A 24,193-nucleotide genomic window follows, 5' to 3' on the forward strand; every position below is an offset into this window, starting at 1 on the left:
CCAGTCCCCAGTCCCCAGTCCCCTTGACTAGAAAACACCACCTGACGAGGCTGCTGCGGATTCCGTACCCCTTCGCGCCATCGTTGTTCCCACCAGTAGGCACGCGTTAGATCATATTCACCGTTAGGCATTTTCTGAAAATACTTGACGGTGAGGGGGTAAGCAGAGCCTAGTGCTGCAAAAATTGATTGCTTAGATAAATCAATTGCTGGCGGTTCTGGGTAATGATGTGGAAAACGGCTTCTGATTTCTTTGGTTAGGCGTTGCAGGATTTGCCCCTCTTGGGGAAAGGGTTGTTCTGCCCAACGAAACACTTTCAGATAAGTAGTTCGTTGCACCGACCAAACAAATACCGAAAGTTCCGCAGGTAAGTTTTCGGAAATAGTCCCGGTAGCAGTTGTAGTTGCAGTGGGGATTTTGAGGCGAAAGCCTTCCGAGGTAAGCACTTTTTCTCCATTTCCGGGTTCAAACTCTGTTTGTAACCAGCTACGCACAGTTGCTATATCCGAAGTTGGAACTTCTAAATAAAGAATTTCTCTCATCGTTTCCTGACATCTCCGATCAATCTACTTACTAAGACAGATTTTATGAAGGCACAAAGTAAGGTAAACTCCGCCCTATTACTTTCGTAAAGATTCAGTGAAGAAATTTTAAGAATTTGTCAAATTTATTGTTCATTTTGTATTTCTGTAAACCCACGCCATGAATTATCCCATTCCAGACAGTCCCCAGGAAATTGTTGCTCTGCGACAACAGCCGATTGATGAAGAACTAGTTGCTAGTGCGATCGCTGGAGTAATTAAAATTGTCCGCGCTCAGGGTCAATCTTTGGAAGAATTAACCGCTCAGTTGCTAGCAGATGATCCACTGCTGGATCAGCAACAACGTCGCTGGTTGAGCCAATTAGTTGCCCAATCTTGGGAAAAGTTCTCCTAAAACCTTGTATATGATGAAGTTTTTGTCGCAGCATTAGATTTCTAGGTCTGCACCTAAATGTTGGCGATGCCTGCGGCGGGCTGCGCCTACGCATTTTAGGTATAGGAGTAACATGTCTGGAATTGGCAATTGGGTTGCTATTTTTGCATTTACGGCACAGAAGCCACTAATTAACCATATCAGCGTTTTACGTTGCTAATGAATTTTACAACGTTGTTAAACGCAAAGACCTCTGGTGCAAAGCAGGGGTCTTCTTTGTGGATCAATCTTCATGCTCTTTGATCAGCGCCTCGACACCTTAGCGGAATAAATGTTTTTGGCACACAATTTAGTTGAGCGATGCCTGCGGCGGGCTACGCCTACGCACTTTGGCACTCAAGGTGAGAATGATTATTTATGTGGAATTGCTAATTTGACTGCTATTTTTACATTTACTGTCCTGTGGCTGGAAACGTCTCAACCCATCTGCGAGTCTTTAAAACTGTGTAACGTTCATGTACGTAATAAACTGGAGTCTTGAGAAACGTCCTCGAACTGTTCGACTGTGATTGCGTTAGGAACCGTAATAGGGGCTTGAGGAGGTTCAACAGTCGGGAAAGGAGGAGGATGTTTGAGAATGAATAAGAACCTGCTATCCACGAGTAGAAGCGGATAGCAAGTCATAGGTGGCGCTTGTTGAGATATTGAGCGATCGCTTTCTTACGGTTTGAGCGTTCCAATAAATCCATTGGTGCATCTTGCAGCAGATGTTCAGGGTGTCCACCCCGCCTCTCAACCAAAGTTTTACCCGCTTGTAAGGTTAGCTGGCGTTTGTCACTACTTTAACCATCGCGCCGCATCTTTGGCATGGTAGGTCAAAATCAAATCTGCCCCAGCTCGTTTAAACCCAGTTAAAGTTTCCATAACCACGCGCTCCTCATCAATCCAACCATTGAGAGCCGCAGCTTTTACCATCGCATACTCACCAGAAACATTGTAAGCCGCAACTGGTAAATTACTCGCTTCCTTCACCCGCCAGATAATATCCATGTATGCCAAGGCTGGCTTAACCATGAGCATATCCGCACCTTCAGCGATATCCAGTTCAATTTCTTTAATCGCTTCGCGGGCGTTACCTGGGTCCATTTGGTAAGTTCTTCTGTCCCCAAATTGCGGTGTCGAGTCTGCTGCATCCCGAAATGGCCCATAATAACCCGAAGCATACTTAGCAGCATAAGACAAAATCGGCGTATCTTGAAATCCGGCTTCATCCAAACCCTGACGAATTGCCTGGACAAAGCCATCCATCATTCCAGAAGGCGCAATGATATCGGCACCGGCTTTCGCTTGCGAAACTGCTGTTTTTTTCAACAATTCCAGAGTTGGATCATTTAAAACTCGTCCTGTTAAATCACCAGTTTGTAAATAACCACAATGACCGTGACTGGTGTACTCACATAAACAAGTATCAGCAATTACAATCAAATCTGGCACTGCTGCTTTTACCGCAGTCGCAGCTTTTTGGACGATACCGCAATCATGCCAAGCGCCAGTGGCATCCACATCTTTATCAGCCGGAATCCCAAATAAAATAATAGAAGGAATTCCTAAGTCGTAAACTTCTTTTGCCTCTTCCACAATTTTATCTACCGAAAGTTGGTAGACTCCGGGCATCGATTTTACTTCGTTAGCGATTCCCTCACCCGGTACAGCAAATAGTGGGTAAATTAAATTGCTTGTTGTTAAAACAGTTTCACGAACCATCCGGCGCAGTTGAGGATGAGTACGCAGACGACGGGGGCGATGTATAGGAAACATAAAATTTTATGAAGAAAAACAACGCAAATGGACACAAAACAAAGCGTCACAAAAGCAGGCTAAAATTTTCCTGCCGTCAGACAGACTACAAACAGTGCTTAACTGTCCTTTGCCCTACTCTTAATCAAGTTGTGGGGCAATTTTGTATTCTACAGCTTGGTTGCATCTATCCGACGGGCTGGAAAAAAAACAACATAGTAAGCAATTCAAAATTCAAAATCGTAAAACCCACTGTTGGCAAAATCCTGGCGATTGGTTGTGTGCAAACTCAATGCTCAACAGCTTAATAGAAAATAACTGACCATTACCAATGCCTAATGCCCCATACCCAATGCCCATAACCATAATCTGTGTTAAAAAACTCGGAAAATATAGGGATAACGGAAGGGTATATCAGGATTGTTGAAAACTTTGATGAGTGCCCAAATTGTTAATCCCCAGTGCAATAGATATCCCAGACCGGCTAATGGCCCGAGCAATAATAGAGGTAACACTAACCAACCGAATAGAAAAAACAGCGCTCCCAGAATGCCTCCATAAAGCCAGACGTTGAAGTGGAAATTAATGGATTCTTTGGCGTTTTCTTTAACAACAGGATCATCAGATACGAACAGTATGGCGATAGGTATACCTACAGATACCACTGCTGTGCTGAAAAAAATGGCTCCATGAGACAAGGCGGATAGAAGCTTTCGCTTATCTGTGTCGTACATTGCTTTCTCCTATTTGGTCAGATTGTTGGTTATATTACGACCCTATCACGAGCATCGTTATCTTAAGATTAAAAGACTTACTAGAGTCAAAAAAAATTAAGCTAGCAAACCAACAAATACACTTATGTCTACTGAACTTCAGTCTGAACTTATTCAAGCAGTTGAACTTCGCCGCAACTTTGCGATTATTTCTCACCCTGATGCGGGTAAAACTACACTAACAGAAAAGCTACTCCTGTACGGAGGTGCTATTCACGAAGCTGGGGCGGTTAAGGCGCGACGGGCACAGCGCAAAGCGACCTCTGACTGGATGGCGATGGAGCAACAACGGGGTATTTCTATTACTTCCACAGTGTTGCAATTTGAATACCGGGACTGTCAGATAAATTTATTAGACACACCTGGACACCAGGACTTCAGTGAAGATACTTATCGCACCCTGGCCGCCGCCGATAATGCAGTGATGTTGATTGATGCGGCAAAAGGTCTGGAACCCCAAACCCGCAAATTGTTTGAAGTGTGTAAGTTGCGCGGTATCCCGATTTTTACGTTTATCAACAAGCTTGATCGCCCAGGAAGAGAACCTCTGGAATTGTTGGATGAAATTGAGCAAGAATTGGGATTGCAAACCTATGCAGTAAACTGGCCGATTGGTATGGGCGATCGCTTTAAAGGTGTTTTTGACCGACATAAGCAACAAATTCACCTGTTTGAACGCAGCGCCCACGGCAGCCGAGAAGCCCGTGATACGATCGTGGAATTAGGCGATCCGAGAATAGAAGAACAGCTAGAACAAAGCCTGTACTATCAACTAAAAAATGATCTGGAACTGTTAGAAGGAGTTGGGCCAGAGTTAGATTTGCAGCTGGTACACCTCGGCAAAATGACGCCTGTGTTCTTTGGTAGCGCCATGACTAACTTTGGTGTAGAGTTATTCCTCAAGTATTTCCTCGACTATGCCCTCAAACCCGGTTCCCACTACAGCAGTGTTGGCGAAGTTCCCCCTACATACCCGGAATTTTCGGGGTTTGTCTTCAAACTGCAAGCGAACATGGACCCGAAACATCGCGATCGCGTCGCATTTATCCGGGTTTGCACTGGTAAGTTTGAAAAAGATATGATGGTGAATCACGCCCGCATTGGTAAACTCATCCGTCTTTCTCGCCCGCAAAAACTCTTTGCCCAAGAGCGAGAATCGATTGATGTGGCTTATCCTGGCGATGTGATCGGTTTGAACAATCCTGGTGTTTTTGCGATCGGGGATACAATTTACACGGGACAAAAGCTCGAATATGAGGGGATTCCGTATTTCTCGCCGGAACTGTTCGCGTCTCTGAGGAATCCCAACCCCTCGAAGTCTAAACAATTCCAAAAAGGCGTTGCGGAATTGCGAGAAGAAGGTGCTGTGCAAATTATGTATTCAACTGATGAAGCCAAGCGCGATCCAATTTTGGCGGCGGTGGGTCAGTTGCAATTCGAGGTAGTACAGTTTCGCTTACAAAATGAGTATGGTGTAGAAACCATATTAGACTTATTGCCCTACAGTGTCGCCCGTTGGGTTGAGGGTGGTTGGGAAGCATTAGAAAAAGTGGGACGAATATTCAATACCACTACAGTTAAAGATAGTATGGGACGACCAGTGTTACTATTCCGCAACGAATGGAATTGTCAACAATTACTGGGCGACCATCCAGAGTTAAAATTAAGCGCGATCGCTCCAGTTTTTTCTAGTCAAAAACCAGTGGAGGAATGAAGAAGAATACAGAATACAGAATTCTGAATTCAGAATTAGTCCTACAAAAGAGCCAACTGAATTCTGACGACTGATGTCTTTATTCTATCTTTATCATTCACTTGACAAACAAAACTTGAGCGCGGTTGATTTCCACGGCATCCGAGGTTCGCGCTTTTGCACAAACGTGGATCATTTAGAAGAGATTGGAGTGCCAGAATTTGTATGCCTTCACATGCCAAACCGTCTTTGGAGGCTGGTTTAGTTGCCCTCAAGCAAGGAAATTACCAAACAGCGATCGCTCAACTAGAACCTATTGCTAGCAGCCAAAGTAATGGTACTGCTAGCTTACAAGCCCAGGTTGGTTTAGTGATGGCTTATGCACGGATTGGAGAAGCCTCCAAAGCGATCGCTATTTCTCAGAATCTCATTGAGAGTAACAATCCGCAAGTTCAAGAGTGGGCAACACGCGCACTTGAACACCTGAGAAAACGTCAAAAACGTGATCAAGAATCAAAAAATGTCGAAACTGGATTTGTTGCTTTTGATAATTCAACCCCAGATTCTTCCCCAGTTATTCCCCCGGAAACTCCTACATTAGAGGAACAGCCAAAAGATCAAGTAATAGAAACTAAGAGCAACGACACCCCGCCGATGGTGCCACTAGCTAAACTCAAAGCTACAGTAGCGACACCATTACCAGCAGCAGCATCTGTGCCCTTAAGCGGTTTCATGGGTTCTGTTACCCGCACCCAAGCTAAATTATTCGGCGTTATTTATTGGCGACAAGCACAACGCGCCAGAGCATGGCAACCCCTACGTAAACCGAAATTAATTCCCTTGCGGCTGCTGACAGCAGGAACATTCATCGCCCTGTTTTGGGTGATCCGAGAAATGCTCAAGTTAGCAATGGGATTCATTAACCAGACTCTAGTCAAACTACCTTATCTGGAGCCATTGCAGCTTTTATACCACGACCCTACTCAAGTATTACTAATAATATTGGTAATTTTGCTCGGAGTATCACCTTGGTTGCTGGATTTGCTACTGGCTAACTTGTATGGTCAGCGAGAATTTTCCAAAGATGTATTGAATGCCCATAGCCGCGAAGCTGTTCGGGTGCTTCAACGTTGTTGCCAACAGAGGCACTGGCCGTTACCCAAATTGCGGATTTTACCAATGGCTGCGCCAATTATCCTGACTTATGGTAGTTTACCACGTAATGCCAGGATTGTTGTAAGTCAGGGGCTATTAGAGCAATTAGCTGATGATGAAATCGCCATTATTTACGCCACGCAGCTAGGGCATATTGCTCACTGGGATTTTGCTGTGATGTCTTTGTTGCTGCTGGTGACACTACCAATTCATCAGCTATATCAGCAAGTGTCGAACTGGGGAGACAAAATATCAGGGAAAATTTGGCGCTATCCGATGACAATTCTGGCTAGTATTGTTTATGGAGTTTGGTGTTTGCTGACTGGGACTGCATTATGGTTGTCGCGGTTGCGGCTTTATTATAGCGATCGCGTCGCCTCTGAAATTACTGGTAATCCCAATGCCCTGATTCGCGCTTTACTCAAAATCGCCATTGGCATTGCAGCTGATATCCAAAAACAGGAAGAGACAAGTTGGCAACTAGAAAGCTTAAATCTCTTGACACCAGTCAGTCACCAACAGAGCCTTTCTTTGGGCACTATTGCCAGTAATTTATCTTTTGAATCCTTTTTGAAGTGGGATACTGCTAATCCCTATCGCCGATGGTTTACAATTAATAATAGTCATCCTTTAATGGGCGATCGCATCGAACGCCTCTGCCAAATAGCTCGTCACTGGCATCTAGACACCGAACTACATTTTGCAAGCGTTCCATCAAAAGTTAAGCGTCAGTCTTTCTTATTACAAATTGCTCCTTGGTTGGGAATTCCTCTAGGGGTTCTGTTTGCAGCTTTCTTCTGGCTAACCTGGCAATTAGTATTCGCACTCAAGTTGTTTTTAAATTTAAAGTGGGGATACGATGGTTCGTCTTTAATTACAGGCTCCCTTCTGATTGGCTTTAGCATCGGTACACTGATACGGATTAATTCTTTCTTCCCCGATATTAAACCTGCTACTGTGCAAACTGACGATTATCTACCCAACCTGTTAGCTGACCCTTCTGCCTTACCAATTGATAGTATCAGCGTGTGTCTTGTAGGTAAATTATTAGGTCGTCAAGGCACTAGCAACTCCCTAGCGCAAGATTTAATCCTTCAATCGAGCGCAGGTTTAGTGAAATTACACCATGTTTCTTGGTTAGGACAGCCAGTTAATCACCAGGATCTAATTGGTAGGCAAATTATCGTCACAGGTTGGTTCAGGCGAGGAGCAACACCTTGGATCGATATCCAAACCCTTGAAACTCAAAGTGGTAAAACCATTCATAGCCCTCATCCCATTTGGTCTACTTTTTTAGCAGTTGCAGCACAGGCTTGGGGCGCATACATTTTTCTCACTAGTTAGTTATTGGGCATTGGTCATTTGTCATTGGTCATTGGTCATTGGCAAAGGACAAAGGACAAATGGACAAAGGAAAAATCAGAATGTAAACAAAAATTGCAGGTTTTCTTTAAAAATGTTACATTTATTTACACAAGCAATAGCAAGCGACATAACTCAGCACTACAGCTTAGTTGTGAATTCGGATGCTTTTTCCCCCGCTCCATACCTTTTATCCTCCCAACACAGCAGGAAATTAACCAGCCACTGGCTGGTTTTTGTTTCAAAATATGCTCCCTTGAATAAAAAAATGTGTTTTATGTTACGATGCAGTAATACTAACGTTAGAAATGTATGCGCTAAACTAGCTACGTAGAAAATACCGTGGTAATGTAAGGAATGGTATTTGATTCTGCGAAAAAAGGCATGGAAGAAAGCGTGTACTTTAGCAGGCAATAGGCTATTAAATTTACAATTCTTAGAATTAAGGTGTTATTAGCTCACCATAGTGTGGGCTTTTAGATTAAACAAGCTTGATCCCGACGAAAAACTGTATTGTTGTATAGGTTGACAGTTTCGAGCAAAAAAATTGGTTGATGGCAGTCTTGGTCAATAGCATCTATTTAATTAAAAGCCAAAGCCAAGTGATTGTTTTCTTGCCTTGCCATGTTCATTTAACTCTGGAGGTATAGTTCATGTCCATTCGCCTATATATAGGTAATTTGCCTAAAGAAGAAATAGATCGTCAGGAGCTGCAAGCAGTTTTTGCAGCAGAAGGTGATGCTGTAACTACTAAATTAATTAAAGACCGTAAAACTGGCAAATGCCGTGGTTTCGGTTTTCTTACAGTCAACAATGACGAGCAAGCTGACGAAATTATTGAAAAATATAATGGTCAGATGTTCAAAGATACTCCGATTAAGCTAGAGAAGGCATTACCTCGGACAAAAGGTGATGAGGGCGAGGAGCAAGCTCCAAAACCAGTTACTGCTGCTAGTAGTACCCCCACTCCTAGCCCTAATAGAGAAGGTAGCCGCCGCGAGAAAAGCTCTAAGAAGCCTCGTCGTGGCGGCAGTGGCGGCGGAGGTTCTCGTGAAAACAACACCACAACCACCGATTCAGACGCTATTCGTCCAGATCCTCGTTGGGCTTCGGAATTAGAAAAGCTGAAGCAGATGTTAGCCGCACAAACTACGAATTAATCCCTAAGGGAGAGAAATTAAAAATTAAAAATCAGAATTTTTTTTTGATTTTTAATTTTTAATTGTTGATTATTACTTAGCTGCTTAGTTAAAAGCTAATTGCATCTAATTTTGTAAGTGCGTAGGCGCAGACCGTCATAGGCATCGCATAGTAAAATCAAGTCGACACATAAATTTTACGCATTCCACATACTTACGTAATAGTAGTAAGTCTATACTGATACAACAGTAACATTCATGGAGTTACTGTTAGAGCTTGCTTATAAAAAAATTAAGTTTTTGTGATTAGGCGCATTGAAAAACCTGACTGAAAATGAATGCGATCGCAATAATTGTCTAGATTTGACAGGTTATAGCTAGCTGATATGCCAAGTGAACCAGAGGCGCGTAGGCGTAGCCCGCCGTAGGCATCGCTCTAAAGATAATCTACACTCAAGGTGATACCGATCATTTGCAGCTTCTGTTATGTCCTCAACTCTAGATTCTTTGCCACCTGCGCTCGCTAAAATTGTCCAGCGCTTTCAACGCGCTTCTGAACCGAAGCGACGCTACGAACAGCTAATCTGGTATGCTCAGAAGCTCAATGAGTTCCCAGAAGCTGATAAATTACCCGAAAATAAAGTTCCTGGTTGCGTGTCTCAAGTTTATATCACCGCAGCCTTGGATGACGGTAAGGTTGTGTTTCAGGGCGATTCCGATTCTCAGTTAACCAAGGGATTAGTCGGGCTTCTGGTTGAAGGATTACATGGATTAACCCCAACTGAGATTGTCCAGCTTACTCCAGATTTTATTCAAGAAACAGGTTTAAATGTTAGCCTCACACCTTCCCGTGCTAATGGATTTTACAATATTTTTAAAACCATGCAAAAAAAAGCATTGGAATGTAAGTTAGATTTACCTAGCTAAACTTGGTCATTAGTCATTAGTCATTGGTCATTGGTCATTAGCAAAGGACAAATGACAATGGATAACTGACAAATAAGGTACAACTACCAAAATTTAGTCTAATGTCAACAAATTTATTATCTACCTCTGCTGCTATTGGCTTTGGTGGAGTAGTTCAAGAATATGTCTGGAATTGGGAAAATCAGCAATTGCGCGTTGTTTATGAAACCCTCGGTAAAGGTTCACCGCTATTGCTGCTACCATCTTTCAGCAGTGTTTCGACGCGTTTGGAAGTAGGCGAACTTGCTAAGTTACTAGCTCCCAATTTTCAAGTTGTAGCCGTAGACTGGCCAGGTTTTGGTGAATCTTCTCGCCCTAGTTTGAATTACAGTCCGGAAATATATCAGCAATTTCTGGAAGATTTTGTCAAAGCTATTTTTAATACTCCCATTACTGTGGTGGCGGCTGGTCATGCTGCTAGTTACGTTTTACAATTAGCTGTCAAACAACCTGCTACTTTCTCACGAATTTTGTTGTTAGCTCCTACTTGGCGTGGGCCTTTGCCGACAATGGGGGCAAGTCAGCAAATAGCTGGCATTGTGAGAGGATTGGTGCGATCGCCTATACTTGGTCAAGCTCTCTACAAACTCAACACTACTCAATCTTTCTTAAGTTTTATGTACCGCCGTCATGTCTTTACTGACGCGGCTAAAATTACACCCAGTTTCATTGAGAAGAAGTGGCACACGACTCAACAACCAGGAGCGCGATTTGCATCTGCTGCCTTTGTAACTGGTAATCTCGATGCTGTACGCAAACAATCTGATTTTCTCCAACTTGTACAGTCTTTAACCGTACCGCTCATGGCAGTAGTTGGAGAATCTAGCCCCCCCAAATCACGAGAAGAAATGAACGCTTTGGTAGCCTTACCAGGAGTAAGAAGCGTTGTCATACCTGGTTCTCTGGGACTACATGAAGAATACCCAGCAGTTGTTTTAGAAGCAGTTCAAGATTTTTTGTTCTCCCTATGAAATTGAGCAAAAATTGAAAACTACAAACATTTGCAACAAATTAATCAACTGTAGGGGCGTACAGCCGTCATTTGTGTCAACTTAAGCTTAAACGCAATCCGCACGAGTGTTTTACCCCACCCCTTAATCCACTCCCTGCTTGCGGGGAGGGGAAGTTTTGGATTTAAACAAAACTGGAGTGGGGTGATGCTTGCTACTACCGTGTTGATGCTTCTCTTGATGAAAGAGTTAACTGTATCTTAAGGTTGAGCTAATATCCAAACGACAATGGTAATAGAAGATGGAGTGGATAAAAAATTGCAATGCCGAATGGATGCGAGACTACGACCCAGATGAAGATGATGTTGCCATTGCGTTGATTCTCGCTATGAAATATGGTGACTGGCAATCAGTTCAAGCTCTGCTTCCTATTCAACCAGATGTAAATGCAAGAGACTGTAACGGTGACTGGACTCTTTTAATGTACGCAGTTCATGAAAAATCTTTAAATACTATCAAAACGCTGGTTGAGGCGGGGGCAGATGTTAATTTAAGAGGCTCTTTTGAACCAGAGGAAGATTTTGCGTTAAATCTAGCTGCTTACGCTAGTCATCAAGAAATTTTTGACTATTTAGCCCCATTAACCTTGCCAGATATGCGAGCAACAGCAGAGATAAACCTAAATAGGCGCGATTAGTCTTTCACTGAAATTAGAGATTTAACTACCAATCACAACTCAAAGTAAAATCCGGTATCATCAGAATGATTATGAGTATTATCAGCTTGTGCAGGTGTCAAACTGGTAGATAAAACCAGCGGTGCAGCAATCCAAAATTTGATTGCAATAGACACAAATTCTTGCCCTGTTTGAGGTACTAGCCAAGTTCGCACAAAAATATAAAAAGATTTATCATAGACGATAATGATTATCCATAAGGTGAGACACGAGGAATTTAGAGTATGGTGGCTGACGTAATCAACAATTCAGTTCCCGTTACTGTTCTTACAGGCTATTTGGGAGCAGGTAAAACGACTCTACTCAATCACATCCTCACCTACGAACACGGCAAAAAAGTTGCTGTGATTGTTAATGAATTTGGGGAAGTGGGTATTGATAATCAATTGATTATCGATGCAGATGAAGAAATTTTTGAAATGAACAATGGCTGTATCTGTTGTACAGTGCGAGGCGATTTAATTCGGATCATTGGCAACTTGATGAAGCGGCGCGATAAATTTGACCATTTAGTAATTGAGACGACTGGATTAGCCGATCCGGCACCAGTGATTCAGACATTTTTTGTTGATGAAGATTTACAAAGCCAACTGTCTTTAGATGCAGTGGTGACAGTTGTAGATGCCAAGCATATCTCACAGCACTGGGATGCAGATGAAGCCCAAGAACAGATTGCCTTTGCCGATGTAATTTTACTTAATAAAACAGATTTGGTAGCGCCAGAAGAGTTGAATGAATTAGAAAAACGGATTCGGGCGATGAATGCGATCGCAAAAATTTACCGTACCTGCAATTCTGAACTCGGAATGGATGCTTTATTAGGTGTAAAAGCCTTTGATTTAGACCGTGCATTAGAAATTGATCCAGATTTCTTAGGCGAAGATGCCCACGTACACGATGAAACTGTCTTTTCTGTAGCTTTAGTAGAAGCAGGTGCAGTCGATGGAGAAAAATTAAACACTTGGCTTTCGGAGTTACTGCGTACCCAAGGCCCAGATATCTTTCGGATGAAAGGTATTTTAAATATTGCTGGAGAAGATAATCGATTTGTATTCCAAGGAGTACACATGATATTCGATGGCAAACCCGATCGCCCCTGGAAACCAAGTGAAACCCCTAAAAACGAACTAGTATTCATCGGCCGCAACCTTGATGCAGCCCAACTCAAGCAAGATTTTCTCGCTTGTTTAGTTTAAAAGGGGATTGGGTATTGGGGATTGGGAAAAATTCACTCCCTTGTTTCGAGTCCCTAGTTCCCAGCCCCTAGTCCCTAATCCCCAGTACCTAGTACCCAATAACTATGAACTCCACAACCAAATCTAAGGAATTTGAACAACACTATTCGGGGACACTTTCAGATTATGTAACTGCGATCGCTTGGTCGCCACAAGGTAAAACTTTAGCAGCAACTTCCGCCGCCGGTGAAGTGGTTCTGTGGAATGATGGCGAACTCACAAGCTTACAAACTGGTAACGGTAAATCGGTAGACTGTCTCGCATTTTCACCAGATGGAAAATTTTTAGCCGTTGGTGGACAAGATGGACAGGTGAAAATTTGGCGCGATACTGAATTAATCGCCAGCTTGGAAAATGCCCCCGCATGGGTTGACAAGTTAGCTTGGAATTACACCAGTAACCAACTGGCTTTTAGTTTGGGGCGTTATGTCCAAGTTTGGGATGCAGATACTCGTGAAATTGTCGTAACGCTGAATTTCGACAACTCTTCAGTACTGGGTATAGATTGGCGTATTGACGGACAATACTTAGCTATTAGTGGTTATAAAGGAGTCAAGATTTGGCATAGTCAAAACTGGGATGAAGAACCATACAGCTTAGATATGACTACTGTCAGTTTAGCTATGGCTTGGTCGCCCGATGGCAAATTCCTGGCTTCTGGCAACATGGATCGTAGTGTCACCGTTTTGGAATGGAACAACCCTGACCCTTGGGTGATGCGTGGCTTCCCTGGTAAAATTCGCCAATTGGCATGGTCAGAAGCTATGACTAAAGTGGGTGCGCCAATACTGGCATCTTCTAGCGTTGAAGGTATTGTGGTGTGGGAAAAGCTAGAGGATGATTCTTTAGGTTGGGAAGCGCGAGTATTAACTAATCATGTGGGTGTGATCAATGCGATCGCCTTTGCACCTAAAAGCTTCCTTCTCGCTTCTGCTGCTGCTGATGGCTGGTTATGTTTGTGGAACAAAGCCAAAGAAGTATCCCAAATTATCACAGGTGTCTCAGCAGGATTTTCTAGCCTAGCTTGGCATCCCCAAGGTAAGTTACTGGCCGCAGGCGGCGAACAGGGCGAATTACTTGTATGGTCAAAGGTTTTACGCGGTCAAGGCTTTGGACGTAGTTAAGCAATACTCACTAATTAAAGTTGAACCTCGGCAATTTATTGGCTATGCTGTATCAGCAAAGGTATCTTTGTAAATTATGAACATTATCAAACTGATTCTACTTGCCTGTCCTGCATTTCTGGTATCCATGCTGCTGGTAGTCAATCCAGCAAACGCATCCAGCCTGAAATCTGCTTATGCTACCCAAATTATGACGGTAGTATCTACACAACAAATTCCTGATCTGGCAACACCAAATTTGATTCAAACATCTAATCCGATTATCGATCAACTTGGTTGTAATTGTGCCAACTGTGTTCAAGCCAAATTTCAGTCGCTACAAGGCAAGCTGCCATCAGCCGATTTTTAATAAACTTAGGAGTTATGAATATTGGAGGGACACAGCAATGCTGTGTCCTTATTAATTTTATGAGCTTTTTGTACGTGGCGATCGCCCTGGTTGCAGCATCCTTATTTATAATCTTCGCTAAAGGTCACGCCTGAAAAACAAGGTAGGGAAGCTGTTAGGTAAATTCCTAGATACTGAGAACCCTACTGATAAGCTAGTGAAATTGGTGCAATCGCCATCTGCACCCAAGCTGTTAAGCTCTTGTTAAAAGAGCTAGTCTGGGGATTAGAAAACTTGCTAGAGTGAACAGAGTTAGCCTTAATGTCTAATCCCCAAAACCTATACATCTCATGGATTTTGCTAATATTGCATCCCAGCTAAACGCTGGAACGATTTTGCCAGAGGGGATTGTTATTCTCACCCTCTTGGGGGTTTTGATTGTTGATTTGATTTTGGGGCGTACATCCGCACGCTGGATTGCATATCTAGCGATCGCAGGTTTATTTGCCTCGATTCTCGCCCTATATTTTCAATGGGATGCTCCTAATCCCATCGGTTTTACCGGTAGCTTTAACGGTGATGACCTGAGTATCGTCTTTCGCGGTATTATTGCCTTGTCTGCGATCGCCACTATACTGATGTCAATTCGCTACGTTGAGCAGAGCGGCACCGCTTTAGCAGAATTTCTCGCTATTTTGCTGAGTGCTACTCTGGGAGGAATGTTTTTATCCGGGGCTAGTGAGTTGGTGATGATTTTCATCTCCCTAGAAACCCTGAGTATTTCCTCTTATCTATTGACAGGTTATACCAAGCGTGACCCCCGTTCCAATGAAGCGGCGCTGAAATACTTGTTAATTGGAGCTTCCAGTACAGCAGTATTTTTGTACGGTGTATCGCTGCTGTATGGACTATCTGGAGGACAAACTGAACTAAGTGCGATCGCTAATGGTATTGCCACAGCTAAAGTCGGTCAATCTTTAGGTTTAGTGATTGCCCTGGTTTTTGCGATCGCAGGTATTGGCTTCAAAATCTCCGCAGCACCCTTCCACCAGTGGACACCAGACGTTTACGAAGGCGCTCCCACCCCAGTCATCGCCTTTTTATCTGTCGGTTCCAAAGCAGCTGGGTTTGCCCTAGCCATTCGCTTGCTGACAACAGCCTTCCCCCTTGTTGCTGACGAGTGGAGATTTGTCTTCACTGCTCTAGCCGTTCTCAGTATGATCTTGGGTAACGTAGTTGCCTTAGCCCAAACCAGCATGAAACGGATGCTAGCTTATTCATCCATTGCCCAAGCTGGATTTGTGATGATTGGCTTGATTGCTGGTACACAGGCGGGCTATGCCAGTATGATATTTTACCTACTGGTTTACCTGTTCATGAACCTGTGCGGCTTTACCTGCATCATCCTGTTCTCACTGCGGACGGGAACCGACCAGATTGCCGAATACTCTGGTTTATATCAAAAAGACCCACTCTTAACACTGGGGTTGAGTATCTCCCTGCTTTCCTTGGGTGGTATTCCACCATTGGCTGGGTTTTTCGGCAAGATTTACTTATTCTGGGCTGGTTGGCAAGCAGGTCTTTATTGGTTAGTCTTGCTGGGCTTAGTTACCACCGTCGTCTCCATCTACTACTACATTCGCGTAGTTAAGATGATGGTAGTCAAAGAACCTCATGAAATGTCCGATTCGGTGAAGAATTATCCACAAGTGCGTTGGGATTTGCCTGGACTAAGACCTTTGCAGATCGGGTTGGTGGTAACATTAATTGCCACATCTATAGCAGGGATTTTGTCAAATCCACTGTTTACATTGGCTAACAATTCCATCTCTAATACCCCAAGTTTGCAAGCAACAATCAACACTAATGTCAAAGCAGAAAATCCACTGCTGTTACCAAAGTTAGATGCGGTTAGTCAGTCTCAACCCTCAGTTGATTCTACCGCTAAGATTTAACCGAGTCTCAACCAAACTTTGTATTTAAAGAAACGCCTGTCTGCTAATGAGCAGACAGGCGTTTCAATACGGTTCGGATAAGATCCCCCCGCCTGTGGCGACCCCCTTAAAAAGGGGGTAAGTAATTTGAAAAAAAGCCCCCTTTTTAAGGGGGGTTGGGGGGATCTTCGAGGAATAAACACGCTAACTGAACTGTATTGACAGGCGTTTCTGATATTTTTTAACATAAAATCCAATTTACTACTTATATTACAATATTCTGAATTCTGCATTATGCTGTATAAATTAAATTTCAGAAGAATGAGCTACAGGTATCCTAATTACAAATTCTGCACCTTTTCCTGGAACAGAAAAACAGCTAATTTGTCCGTTATGTTTTTCAACTATAATCTGATAGCTTATAGATAGTCCTAGTCCAGTACCTTTGCCTACAGGTTTAGTAGTAAAAAATGGATCAAAGAGCTTTGAATGAACTTGTTCATTTATCCCCAAACCATTATCAGCAATACTAACCGTTATCCACTTTTCATCGATTACCTCAGTTTTAATTTCAATTTGGGGATTATTCTTTGTAAGTTTTTGATTGTGATTAGTTTGTGGATTGACTTTTGACCACTGACCATTGACCGCCGATACCTCCAGCGCATCGATCGCATTTACAATAATATTCATAAACACTTGGTTAAGTTGACCAGGATAGCAAGTTACATTAGGTAATTGACTATATTTTTTGATGACTTTGATTTCTGGGTACTCATGCCTAGCTTGCAGCCGATGCTCTAAAATCATTAAAGTATTATCAATTCCTTCATGGATATTAACTTGCTTAAGTTCTGCTTCATCCAGTCTGGAAAAGTTACGTAGAGATTGAACAACTTCCTGAATACGCTCTGTTCCTACTTTCATTGACTGGAAGAGTTTAGTTATGTCTTGAATCAGAAAATCTAAGTCTATTTCTTCTATATACTCTTGAATTTCTGGAGGAGTATTTGGACAAAAATGTTGATAAATTTGCACCAATTTTAGTAAATCCTGAGTATATTTATCGGCGTGGTGAAGGTTTCCATGAATAAAACTGACGGGATTATTAATTTCATGGGCAATACCAGCAACCATCTGTCCTAAACTAGACATTTTCTCAGCTTGGATAAGCTGAGTTTGGGTAAGTTGTAGTTCATTTAGTGTTTCTTGTAAAACAGTTAAACAGTTGTACGTTCCTCAACCCGAATTTCTAGCTCTTGATTAGCTTTCTTGAGCGCTTCCTCCGCCTGTTTACGTCTCTGAACTTCTTTTGCTAACTCATCGATTTTCTCGTTAAGGAGGACGAAATTACTGCTAGCTAAAGTTCTATTTTCCAAGCGTAAGAGAATTAAAGCTGAAGATTCAGGCGACCAAGGTTGAATAACTGCTCCTTGACTACGACATATTAATGTTTGCCCATCATTTTTTCGTAAAGTTAAGGAGCCAATAACCATTGCCCTGCTACTTGAACAAGCTTGCAGGTACTTTACAACATCATTAGCAGACTCAGTTACAAGTTCAAAGAGCGTTTTTCCCCGCAGTTGCTGACGGCGTAACGCCAGCATATCTGCTACTGGTTGATTGGTAGCTAACAACTGACCATCACTACTCACTAGGAGTAAAGGTTCTGGTAAAACTCTAGCAATTTCAAGAAATTGTTCAGGAGTCATGGGCTTCCAATTTCACGGCTCGGCTCTACTTTACATATCTGCACTCAAGCTTGTATCGGAACTCCAAAAAATAAATTATCCAATTTTTGGAATCAAAACGATTTTTACCCTGCTCCCCTGCCCTAAAAGCAATGGGATATTTTTTTATTTGGAAGTCCCTATCTTGGGGTTAGTTTAGTGGTGAAGGGTTTACACAGATTCTAGTCCTTTAAAGTATTCTCGACCTTCTGCATCTTCTGCCTCTTCTGTAAGTTTTAAGTAAATAATAACTCTACATCCAGAAGCACCCTGTGCTATGGTTTCTTGCAATTCTACTTTCGCATATCCCAAATTATTAGCTGCGATCGTTCCAAAAACGTTTGAAGTCATCATACACATGGCAGGGCGATTAACCACTTTTTCGGCAAATGGGCAGACGCGGTTGCCAAAGATAATTTTTTCATCATCCTGCTCAATGACATAAAAATCGCCCTGGATTCGTTTTTTTAAATCAACCAAGACATCAGCTAGTTGCTGACGCGAAAGATTTGAGACTTCCAGGGCAGATTTGTAATCTTGGTTTAGCTGCCTAGCCATCCTTTCACCAACTACACTAATAAATCCAGAAGCTTCTTCTAAGCCAACTACGTCCTGCAAAGTACCAGATAATTCTCTGATTAATGTACGTAAAAATATATCGCGTTCTAAAGAAACATTAAGTGTAGCCATTGAGTCGTTAAGTGCATTGGTCATAAATTTTGAGGACACAATTTTGGAAGTACAGTTCTAGAGTTCCCCAAAATACATTTAAAGTAACTGCTTAATCTCTTTTTTCAGAGGATTTGATGCTTGCTTTTATCCGCTTGCTCACAATCAGGGTCAAAGTTTGCTATTTTTCATACATAAATTTTGCCGCTCTGAAATCGTAATTAATTACAAATTATGAACCACAAATTATTTGGTAACTATCAACTGCTACCAAATTGAATATTTATTTTTATTAAAATTAACTTGAATAATTGGTATATTTGCTACTTTAATAAATTGGAATTGTGATTATAAACTCAGAACCTTCCCCTAACACAGAATTTACTTTAAAAGTTCCTTTATGTTTTTGAACAATAATTTGATAGGAGATTGATAATCCTAATCCTGTTCCTTTTCCTACAGGTTTGGTTGTGAATAAATGGTCAAATATTTTTTGCTGAATATCAGCCGATATTCCTACACCATTATCTTGAATCCTAATCAATGCGTGATTTGTATCTTCAATTAGATTAGTATGAATTGTAATTTGATTGGGATTTGCCTTAATTTTATCAAAACTCAGTCCAGAGTTAGACTCTTCTAAAGCATCAATAGCATTTGCCAATAAATTCATAAATACCTGATTGAGTTGTCCTGGAAAACATTTGATTGGAGGAAATTCGCCATAATCTTTAACTACTTGAATATCAGGACGAATCTTATTAGCTTTCAAACGGTGCTTGAGAATAATGAGAGTGCTATCAATACCTTCATGAAGGTTAAAAAAAACTTTTTGTTCTGTATCTGCTCTAGAGAAAATTCGCAAGCTATCGCTAATGTTACAAATACGAACTGTACCTTCTTTCATCGAGTAAATTAGTTTAGGCAAATCCTCGCGCATATATTCAAGGTCAATCATTTCGATTGTTTCTTGAATTTCCTGAGATGCTTTGGGATAAGTCTGCTGATAAAGGTTTATCAGATATAACAAGTTATTAATATACTCTTGAGCCGGAGTCAGATTACCTGCTATAAAGCTAACTGGGTTGTTAATTTCATGAGCTACATCTGCAACAAGACTTCCCAAACTAGACATCTTATTTTGCATTATCTGAAAATTAAGAAGCATCATTTCTAGCTCATGGCTTCTTTCTTCTAAGTTATTTTGATATTCCTTTAATTCCTCAATTACTGTCCTAAGTAAAGATTCTTTTTTTTTATTTATATCTTCAAGTTTTATCCGGTCTGATTCAGAACGTTCCAATTGCTTTTGGATAATTCTATTTGCTTTTTTTAGTTCCTTAATTTCTTGTTGATAATCCACGATTTCCATCAGCTTCTACCGATTTCCCAAAATTAAAGTTACAAAAGTTTCATTGTGAAATTGCGTCTGGCTAATTCGATCTATAGGAGCAATTTCTCCATAAGAATAAAATCCACAGGCAGGTAAATAGCCAGTCAGAGGAAGTTTCGTATTCTGGTACTCTTCTTGTGCCCTCGTACCCAGTATTTGCCGACGAGCTACACATGAAAAGAACAAAACAGCACTTGGTTCTGTACCTGGATAATTATCTAAGGCATTCATGAATGATGCTTTGGAAGCTTTCAGAATATCTTCATAAGCTGCTTCTGAAATTTGAATAACTGCTTGATCGGGAATATCTCCAAAAAAGGTTATGCTACCAGATTCTTGATTGTAACCAATAGGTGCTCTTATATAAAAATTTTCTCCATTCTGATCAAAGACTGCTAGCGGATATTCCATTGAAGGAGGAAGTAAACCAAGATAATGATGATAAAAATCTAAAGCTGGCTTACCATCTATTTCATAGAGTATGTTCTTATCCACCTTAGTTACTTTACTTGTTTGACCAATCGGATACCAACCACTTGCAACAGCGTGGGAAAACAATATTGTGCCAGAAAAAATCAGAATTGGTACAGAATCACTTAATACTTCTGTTTGAAAAAATTGATATGTATTTTGATATCTTGACTGATCGCCTGCCAAACCACCGAATATTGGCACATGTTGCCCAAGAGCTAGTTTTAAGCCATTCAATATAGACACACCACTAATTGTGAGGCTCTCTGGATGAGTTAAACATAGCTTCGGCTCTGCGGTACTTTTGGCTTTAGCTTGCTCCACAGCTTGTTTAGTTGCAGTAATTGGATCACCTGAAACTTTGCGTCCAACTCCTGCATAAATTTCAACTTCGTCTGAGCAAAATAACATTAAGGTGATTGAGTCCTGCTGAAACTCTAAGACTGAAGAAATTTCTCCATCTGTTGTCCCACCAATCAACTCAATCCTCGGAAAAGCCTGATGAATTTGCTGCAAAATTAGAGAATGCTCAAAGTCAATTGCAGCAAAAAGAATCCCAGCTTTTGGTATATCTCCTGCAAGAAAAGTGACACATTGCTGAATAACTTCTTCAACTGCTAATAGAGAATCTGGATCGTTACTGTGACCGACTACTGCCTTAAACATAAATTTATCTATTCTATTATATAGAGAATTATTTTTGCTATGATTTTCAGATAGGAAGCTTAATGATGAACTCTGAACCTTGTCCTGGTGCTGAATTTACTTCCAGAGTTCCTCCATGTTTATCGACAACAATTTGACGAGCAATTGATAACCCTAATCCTGTGCCTTGGCCCACAGGCTTGGTGGTGAATAAATGATCAAAGATTTTTTTCTGGACATCAGGTGACATTCCTACGCCATTATCTTTAATCCGAATCAAAATATGTTTTTTGTTTTCAGTGAGGCTAGTCTGAATCAAAACTTGATTGGGATTTGCTTCAATTTCAACATACGGGCGTCCTACATTAGACTCCTCTAAAGCATCAATAGCATTAGCTAATAAGTTCATAAATACCTGATTTAGTTGCCCGATAAAGCATTCTATTTCTGGCAAGTTATCATAATCTCTAATTACTTGAATATCGGGATGAACCTCAGATGCTTTTAAGCGATGTTTGAGAATCAGGATTGTGCTGTCAATGCCATCATGAATGTTGCAAGAAACTTTGCGCTCGCTATCTGCTCGAGAAAAGGTTCTCAGACTGATACTAATGTCGCGAATGCGCTGAACACCCTCTTTCATTGAGGAAATTAACTTAGGTAGATCGGCAAGCATATACTTCAAATCTATCGCTGCAATTTCATCTTTAATTTCTGGAACAGGATTAGGATAATACTGCTGATAAAGGTTAATAATGTTAATCATGTCTTGAAAATATGCTGAAGCGTGTTGGAGATTGCCATGAATAAAACCAACTGGATTATTAATTTCATGAGCAACTCCTGCTACTAATTCACCAAGGGCAGACATTTTTTCTGTTTGTACAAGCTGAAGTTGAGACTCTTGTAAGTCTTTTAATGCCCTAGATAAGGCTGCTGTTCTTTCTGTAACTCGTTTTTCTAAATTTTTTGTGAGATTTCGTAATTGAAGATGGGTTTTAATTCTAGCTAATAATTCTTCTTCATGAAAAGGCTTGGTAATGTAATCAACTGCCCCTATATTTAGACCTTTTACCTTACTCTCAGTATCAGAATCCGCCGTCATAAAAATTACTGGAATATCACAAGTGACTGAGTTATCTTTCAGTCTTTTACAGGTTTCAAACCCATCTATACCCGGCATCATTACATCTAATAAAATCAAATCAGGAGGCTTAGATTTAACTTGCTTGATTGCACTTTCTCCATTATTTTCTGTAGTAACGTTAAAACCTATATTAGTTAACATGTTAAAGACAATTTCTAAGTTTGTAATAGTATCATCTACCACTAAAATGAAACTATCTTCTGGTAAATAAAGCGTTTTTATATCTGTCTTGTAATTCATGTATTTAACTGAATTTAACTCCTTGTTACTTATTCACTATTGGCTCTGCGATCGCAGCTAAGTCACCTTTGTTTTATTGGCGGACTGACTGACAAATTTTTAGCCTAATAATCCTATAGTTCCCAAAAACTCTGATAACAGCAACATTTTCACAAGAAATTGCTCTATGCGACTGCGGGGGCGATCGCTACAGTATGAACATGAAGCATCAATCTTCATTTTGACTACAGATGAACATCCTCTTTAATGAAGGCGATTGGCTTTAAGTTAGTTATTATCACCCTTGTCTTTTGAAAAAATTAGTGTTAATCCAGAACAATATTGCTACTGAAGAATATTTTTAATGAAGGCGATCGTTATGAAGTTAGTTATTAATACTCTTGTTGTTTCAGACAAGTAGTGTATTTTTTGTAAAAATAATATTACTGCTGCCTACCTCTTACCTCTTACTGACTTTGTAAGTTTATTATCTGTATTTATTCTGAACACACACTTATGTAAATAATATTTTTTTAAAAAATATTATTCCAGTATGATTTCGGATATCTTTTTGAATAAAAAAAATAACAATAAACGGTTAAGTGTTGGAAATTTTATATATTCTTCAATATCAGGATTGTGGCGTAAAGATAATTTAAACGCTGTAGAAAAGCTGGTATTTAAAGAAGTTATTTCCAAAGATGTATGTTGTAGGTTTTGAATAACTATATTGATTATGGAAAAATTAACTTCTCCCGATTTATACTGTCCTTTTTCATCGCCAATCAATAAAAATATTGATGTTCTGGAAGAGTATAGTCTTGAATGGGTACTTGGTTTCAATCTTCTGGCAAATGAATCATCTTATCAGCGTTTCTGCAAGTCAAAATTTTTTTTGATGGCAGCTACTACCTATCCTTATTGTAACTTTCAAGAACTGAAGATAGCAAATGACTGGTTGAGTTGGCTATTTATTTGGGATGATCAATGCGATTTGTCAGACTTGAAAACAAAACCTGAACTTCTAAAAGCTATTCACAAGAGATTTATAGAAATATTGAACGGGGCAGAAGTTACGACCCACGATATACCTCTTAGTCGTGCTTTAAGTAACTTACGAGAACGGATGCTTGAAAAAGCAAGCGTGAAATGGTTAAATTATTTTATCTGCGGCTTTGAGAAATATTTATACGGTTGTTTTGAGGAAGCAAATAACCGTGTATATGGGATTGTACCCGATACTGATACTTATATTGCAATGCGTAGGTTAAGCGCAGGCGCAGATGTTGCCTTGCCATTAATTGAACTTTGTGATCAGTTGATAATTCCTGATTTTTTACGAAAACAGGATATTTTTAAACAACTAAATGAGATTACAAATAACCTTCTTGGCTGGTCTAATGATATTTTTTCCTTATCTAGAGAATTGGCAACTGGTCATGTTCATAATTTAGTATTTGTACTACATTATCAGCACAAAATTACTTTAGAAGAAGCAATGAAGCGTGCTAGAGAAATGCATGATAATGAAATACGAAAGTTGATAAGTTTGGAAGCAAACATTCCATCTTTTGGAGAAGAAATAGATGCTGATTTAGCAAAATATATATTAGGAATTCATGCTTGGATACGTGGCAACCTCGATTGGTATTCTTTCACAGGTCGCTACAAAACTGTAGAAATGCTGGAGCTAGCTAAATATTAATTAAATAGTATAGCTGAAAAATAAAAAAGGAAAGTTAGATTGGCTCTATCGCTCCTTCATCAGTTCCAACTAATACAACTATGTTGATTATATTGGTTGGGCTTTTA

Annotated in this window: 22 protein-coding genes and 1 pseudogene; 13 read left to right on the top strand and 10 right to left on the bottom strand. The window is 40.7% G+C overall.

Translation table 11 applies throughout. The annotated features are described in order from the left end of the window. Positions 1-542: pseudogene (locus ACFE90_RS11360) on the bottom strand (flavin-dependent dehydrogenase); the annotation flags it as partial. A gap of 160 nt (positions 543-702) precedes the next feature. On the opposite strand from ACFE90_RS11360, the gene ACFE90_RS11365 reads away from it, so the two are divergent. Continuing rightward, positions 703-936, top strand: a complete 234-nt coding sequence (locus ACFE90_RS11365; RefSeq protein WP_196522570.1) for a hypothetical protein — start codon at positions 703-705, stop codon at positions 934-936. 316 nt (positions 937-1,252) lie between these two features. Continuing rightward, positions 1,253-1,456, top strand: coding sequence for a hypothetical protein (locus tag ACFE90_RS11370; protein WP_375500499.1), 204 nt, complete (start codon positions 1,253-1,255; stop codon positions 1,454-1,456). 296 nt (positions 1,457-1,752) lie between these two features. Here ACFE90_RS11370 and hemB read toward each other — a convergent pair whose 3' ends face one another. Beyond that, positions 1,753-2,733, bottom strand: a complete 981-nt coding sequence (gene hemB / locus ACFE90_RS11375; protein WP_375500501.1) for a porphobilinogen synthase — start codon at positions 2,731-2,733, stop codon at positions 1,753-1,755. 353 nt (positions 2,734-3,086) lie between these two features. Then, complete coding sequence (locus ACFE90_RS11380) at positions 3,087-3,446, bottom strand: DUF4870 domain-containing protein (protein WP_375500503.1); 360 nt, start codon at positions 3,444-3,446, stop codon at positions 3,087-3,089. Between the two features lie 124 nt (positions 3,447-3,570). Here ACFE90_RS11380 and prfC point away from each other — a divergent pair, with 124 nt between their 5' ends. From prfC to ACFE90_RS11410, 6 genes are all read left to right on the top strand, one after another. Beyond that, complete coding sequence (gene prfC / locus ACFE90_RS11385; protein WP_375500505.1) at positions 3,571-5,199, top strand: peptide chain release factor 3; 1,629 nt, start codon at positions 3,571-3,573, stop codon at positions 5,197-5,199. Between the two features lie 204 nt (positions 5,200-5,403). Then, positions 5,404-7,677: a M48 family metalloprotease gene (locus ACFE90_RS11390; RefSeq protein ID WP_375500507.1), complete on the top strand. Its 2,274-nt coding sequence runs from the start codon at positions 5,404-5,406 to the stop codon at positions 7,675-7,677. Between the two features lie 671 nt (positions 7,678-8,348). Further along, complete coding sequence (locus ACFE90_RS11395; RefSeq protein ID WP_375500509.1) at positions 8,349-8,855, top strand: RNA recognition motif domain-containing protein; 507 nt, start codon at positions 8,349-8,351, stop codon at positions 8,853-8,855. A gap of 465 nt (positions 8,856-9,320) precedes the next feature. Then, complete coding sequence (locus tag ACFE90_RS11400; RefSeq protein WP_334770680.1) at positions 9,321-9,761, top strand: SufE family protein; 441 nt, start codon at positions 9,321-9,323, stop codon at positions 9,759-9,761. A 101-nt stretch (positions 9,762-9,862) separates the two neighbouring features. Then, positions 9,863-10,771, top strand: coding sequence for an alpha/beta fold hydrolase (locus ACFE90_RS11405; RefSeq protein ID WP_375500511.1), 909 nt, complete (start codon positions 9,863-9,865; stop codon positions 10,769-10,771). A 280-nt stretch (positions 10,772-11,051) separates the two neighbouring features. Beyond that, positions 11,052-11,447 (top strand): ankyrin repeat domain-containing protein, encoded by a 396-nt coding sequence (locus tag ACFE90_RS11410; RefSeq protein ID WP_375500513.1) that lies wholly within the window; start codon positions 11,052-11,054, stop codon positions 11,445-11,447. 32 nt (positions 11,448-11,479) lie between these two features. Here the strand turns inward: ACFE90_RS11410 and ACFE90_RS11415 are convergent, their stop codons facing one another. Next, a complete protein-coding gene (locus ACFE90_RS11415; RefSeq protein WP_375500515.1) occupies positions 11,480-11,602 on the bottom strand; it encodes a hypothetical protein in 123 nt (40 codons plus the stop codon). 108 nt (positions 11,603-11,710) lie between these two features. Between ACFE90_RS11415 and ACFE90_RS11420 the strand changes: the two genes are divergently transcribed. The 4 genes from ACFE90_RS11420 (at position 11,711) to ACFE90_RS11435 (ending at position 16,128) form a co-directional block, all read left to right on the top strand. Then, positions 11,711-12,682 carry a CobW family GTP-binding protein gene (locus ACFE90_RS11420; protein ID WP_375500517.1) on the top strand — a complete coding sequence of 324 codons (972 nt, stop codon included), beginning with the start codon at positions 11,711-11,713 and terminating at the stop codon, positions 12,680-12,682. A gap of 104 nt (positions 12,683-12,786) precedes the next feature. Further along, a complete protein-coding gene (locus ACFE90_RS11425) occupies positions 12,787-13,845 on the top strand; it encodes a WD40 repeat domain-containing protein (protein WP_375500519.1) in 1,059 nt (352 codons plus the stop codon). Positions 13,846-13,921: 76 nt separating this feature from the next. Further along, positions 13,922-14,194, top strand: a complete 273-nt coding sequence (locus ACFE90_RS11430; protein WP_375500521.1) for a hypothetical protein — start codon at positions 13,922-13,924, stop codon at positions 14,192-14,194. A gap of 329 nt (positions 14,195-14,523) precedes the next feature. Further along, positions 14,524-16,128 (top strand): NAD(P)H-quinone oxidoreductase subunit N, encoded by a 1,605-nt coding sequence (locus ACFE90_RS11435; RefSeq protein WP_375500523.1) that lies wholly within the window; start codon positions 14,524-14,526, stop codon positions 16,126-16,128. A 285-nt stretch (positions 16,129-16,413) separates the two neighbouring features. On the opposite strand, the gene ACFE90_RS11440 is transcribed toward ACFE90_RS11435, so the two are convergent. The 6 genes from ACFE90_RS11440 to ACFE90_RS11465 all read right to left on the bottom strand — a co-directional run bounded on the left by ACFE90_RS11440 (position 16,414) and on the right by ACFE90_RS11465 (position 22,402). After that, positions 16,414-17,262: a sensor histidine kinase gene (locus ACFE90_RS11440; RefSeq protein WP_375500525.1), complete on the bottom strand. Its 849-nt coding sequence runs from the start codon at positions 17,260-17,262 to the stop codon at positions 16,414-16,416. A 65-nt stretch (positions 17,263-17,327) separates the two neighbouring features. Beyond that, positions 17,328-17,819 (bottom strand): PAS domain-containing protein, encoded by a 492-nt coding sequence (locus ACFE90_RS11445; RefSeq protein WP_375500527.1) that lies wholly within the window; start codon positions 17,817-17,819, stop codon positions 17,328-17,330. A 189-nt stretch (positions 17,820-18,008) separates the two neighbouring features. Next, complete coding sequence (locus ACFE90_RS11450) at positions 18,009-18,551, bottom strand: methanogen output domain 1-containing protein (protein ID WP_375500529.1); 543 nt, start codon at positions 18,549-18,551, stop codon at positions 18,009-18,011. A 283-nt stretch (positions 18,552-18,834) separates the two neighbouring features. Then, positions 18,835-19,878, bottom strand: a complete 1,044-nt coding sequence (locus ACFE90_RS11455) for a sensor histidine kinase (protein WP_375500531.1) — start codon at positions 19,876-19,878, stop codon at positions 18,835-18,837. 6 nt (positions 19,879-19,884) lie between these two features. Further along, positions 19,885-21,036, bottom strand: a complete 1,152-nt coding sequence (locus ACFE90_RS11460; RefSeq protein ID WP_375500533.1) for an FIST signal transduction protein — start codon at positions 21,034-21,036, stop codon at positions 19,885-19,887. Positions 21,037-21,082: 46 nt separating this feature from the next. Continuing rightward, positions 21,083-22,402, bottom strand: a complete 1,320-nt coding sequence (locus ACFE90_RS11465; protein WP_375500535.1) for a response regulator — start codon at positions 22,400-22,402, stop codon at positions 21,083-21,085. A gap of 715 nt (positions 22,403-23,117) precedes the next feature. Between ACFE90_RS11465 and ACFE90_RS11470 the strand changes: the two genes are divergently transcribed. After that, complete coding sequence (locus tag ACFE90_RS11470; protein WP_375500537.1) at positions 23,118-24,086, top strand: terpene synthase; 969 nt, start codon at positions 23,118-23,120, stop codon at positions 24,084-24,086. Positions 24,087-24,193: the final 107 nt, after the last annotated feature.

Source organism: uncultured Nostoc sp., from assembly GCF_964245445.1.
GTDB lineage: Bacteria > Cyanobacteriota > Cyanobacteriia > Cyanobacteriales > Nostocaceae > Nostoc.

Bases quoted from the DNA above. Each gene is read 5' to 3' on its own strand.
- ACFE90_RS11365 (WP_196522570.1), top strand. From the start codon at position 703: ATGAATTATCCCATTCCAGACAGTCCCCAGGAAATTGTTGCTCTGCGA.
- hemB (WP_375500501.1), bottom strand. From the start codon at position 2,733: ATGTTTCCTATACATCGCCCCCGTCGTCTGCGTACTCATCCTCAACTG.
- ACFE90_RS11380 (WP_375500503.1), bottom strand. From the start codon at position 3,446: ATGTACGACACAGATAAGCGAAAGCTTCTATCCGCCTTGTCTCATGGA.
- prfC (WP_375500505.1), top strand. From the start codon at position 3,571: ATGTCTACTGAACTTCAGTCTGAACTTATTCAAGCAGTTGAACTTCGC.
- ACFE90_RS11390 (WP_375500507.1), top strand. From the start codon at position 5,404: ATGCCTTCACATGCCAAACCGTCTTTGGAGGCTGGTTTAGTTGCCCTC.
- ACFE90_RS11395 (WP_375500509.1), top strand. From the start codon at position 8,349: ATGTCCATTCGCCTATATATAGGTAATTTGCCTAAAGAAGAAATAGAT.
- ACFE90_RS11400 (WP_334770680.1), top strand. From the start codon at position 9,321: ATGTCCTCAACTCTAGATTCTTTGCCACCTGCGCTCGCTAAAATTGTC.
- ACFE90_RS11405 (WP_375500511.1), top strand. From the start codon at position 9,863: ATGTCAACAAATTTATTATCTACCTCTGCTGCTATTGGCTTTGGTGGA.
- ACFE90_RS11410 (WP_375500513.1), top strand. From the start codon at position 11,052: ATGGAGTGGATAAAAAATTGCAATGCCGAATGGATGCGAGACTACGAC.
- ACFE90_RS11420 (WP_375500517.1), top strand. From the start codon at position 11,711: ATGGTGGCTGACGTAATCAACAATTCAGTTCCCGTTACTGTTCTTACA.
- ACFE90_RS11425 (WP_375500519.1), top strand. From the start codon at position 12,787: ATGAACTCCACAACCAAATCTAAGGAATTTGAACAACACTATTCGGGG.
- ACFE90_RS11430 (WP_375500521.1), top strand. From the start codon at position 13,922: ATGAACATTATCAAACTGATTCTACTTGCCTGTCCTGCATTTCTGGTA.
- ACFE90_RS11435 (WP_375500523.1), top strand. From the start codon at position 14,524: ATGGATTTTGCTAATATTGCATCCCAGCTAAACGCTGGAACGATTTTG.
- ACFE90_RS11440 (WP_375500525.1), bottom strand. From the start codon at position 17,262: ATGTCTAGTTTAGGACAGATGGTTGCTGGTATTGCCCATGAAATTAAT.
- ACFE90_RS11445 (WP_375500527.1), bottom strand. From the start codon at position 17,819: ATGACTCCTGAACAATTTCTTGAAATTGCTAGAGTTTTACCAGAACCT.
- ACFE90_RS11450 (WP_375500529.1), bottom strand. From the start codon at position 18,551: ATGACCAATGCACTTAACGACTCAATGGCTACACTTAATGTTTCTTTA.
- ACFE90_RS11455 (WP_375500531.1), bottom strand. From the start codon at position 19,878: ATGGAAATCGTGGATTATCAACAAGAAATTAAGGAACTAAAAAAAGCA.
- ACFE90_RS11460 (WP_375500533.1), bottom strand. From the start codon at position 21,036: ATGTTTAAGGCAGTAGTCGGTCACAGTAACGATCCAGATTCTCTATTA.
- ACFE90_RS11465 (WP_375500535.1), bottom strand. From the start codon at position 22,402: ATGAATTACAAGACAGATATAAAAACGCTTTATTTACCAGAAGATAGT.
- ACFE90_RS11470 (WP_375500537.1), top strand. From the start codon at position 23,118: ATGGAAAAATTAACTTCTCCCGATTTATACTGTCCTTTTTCATCGCCA.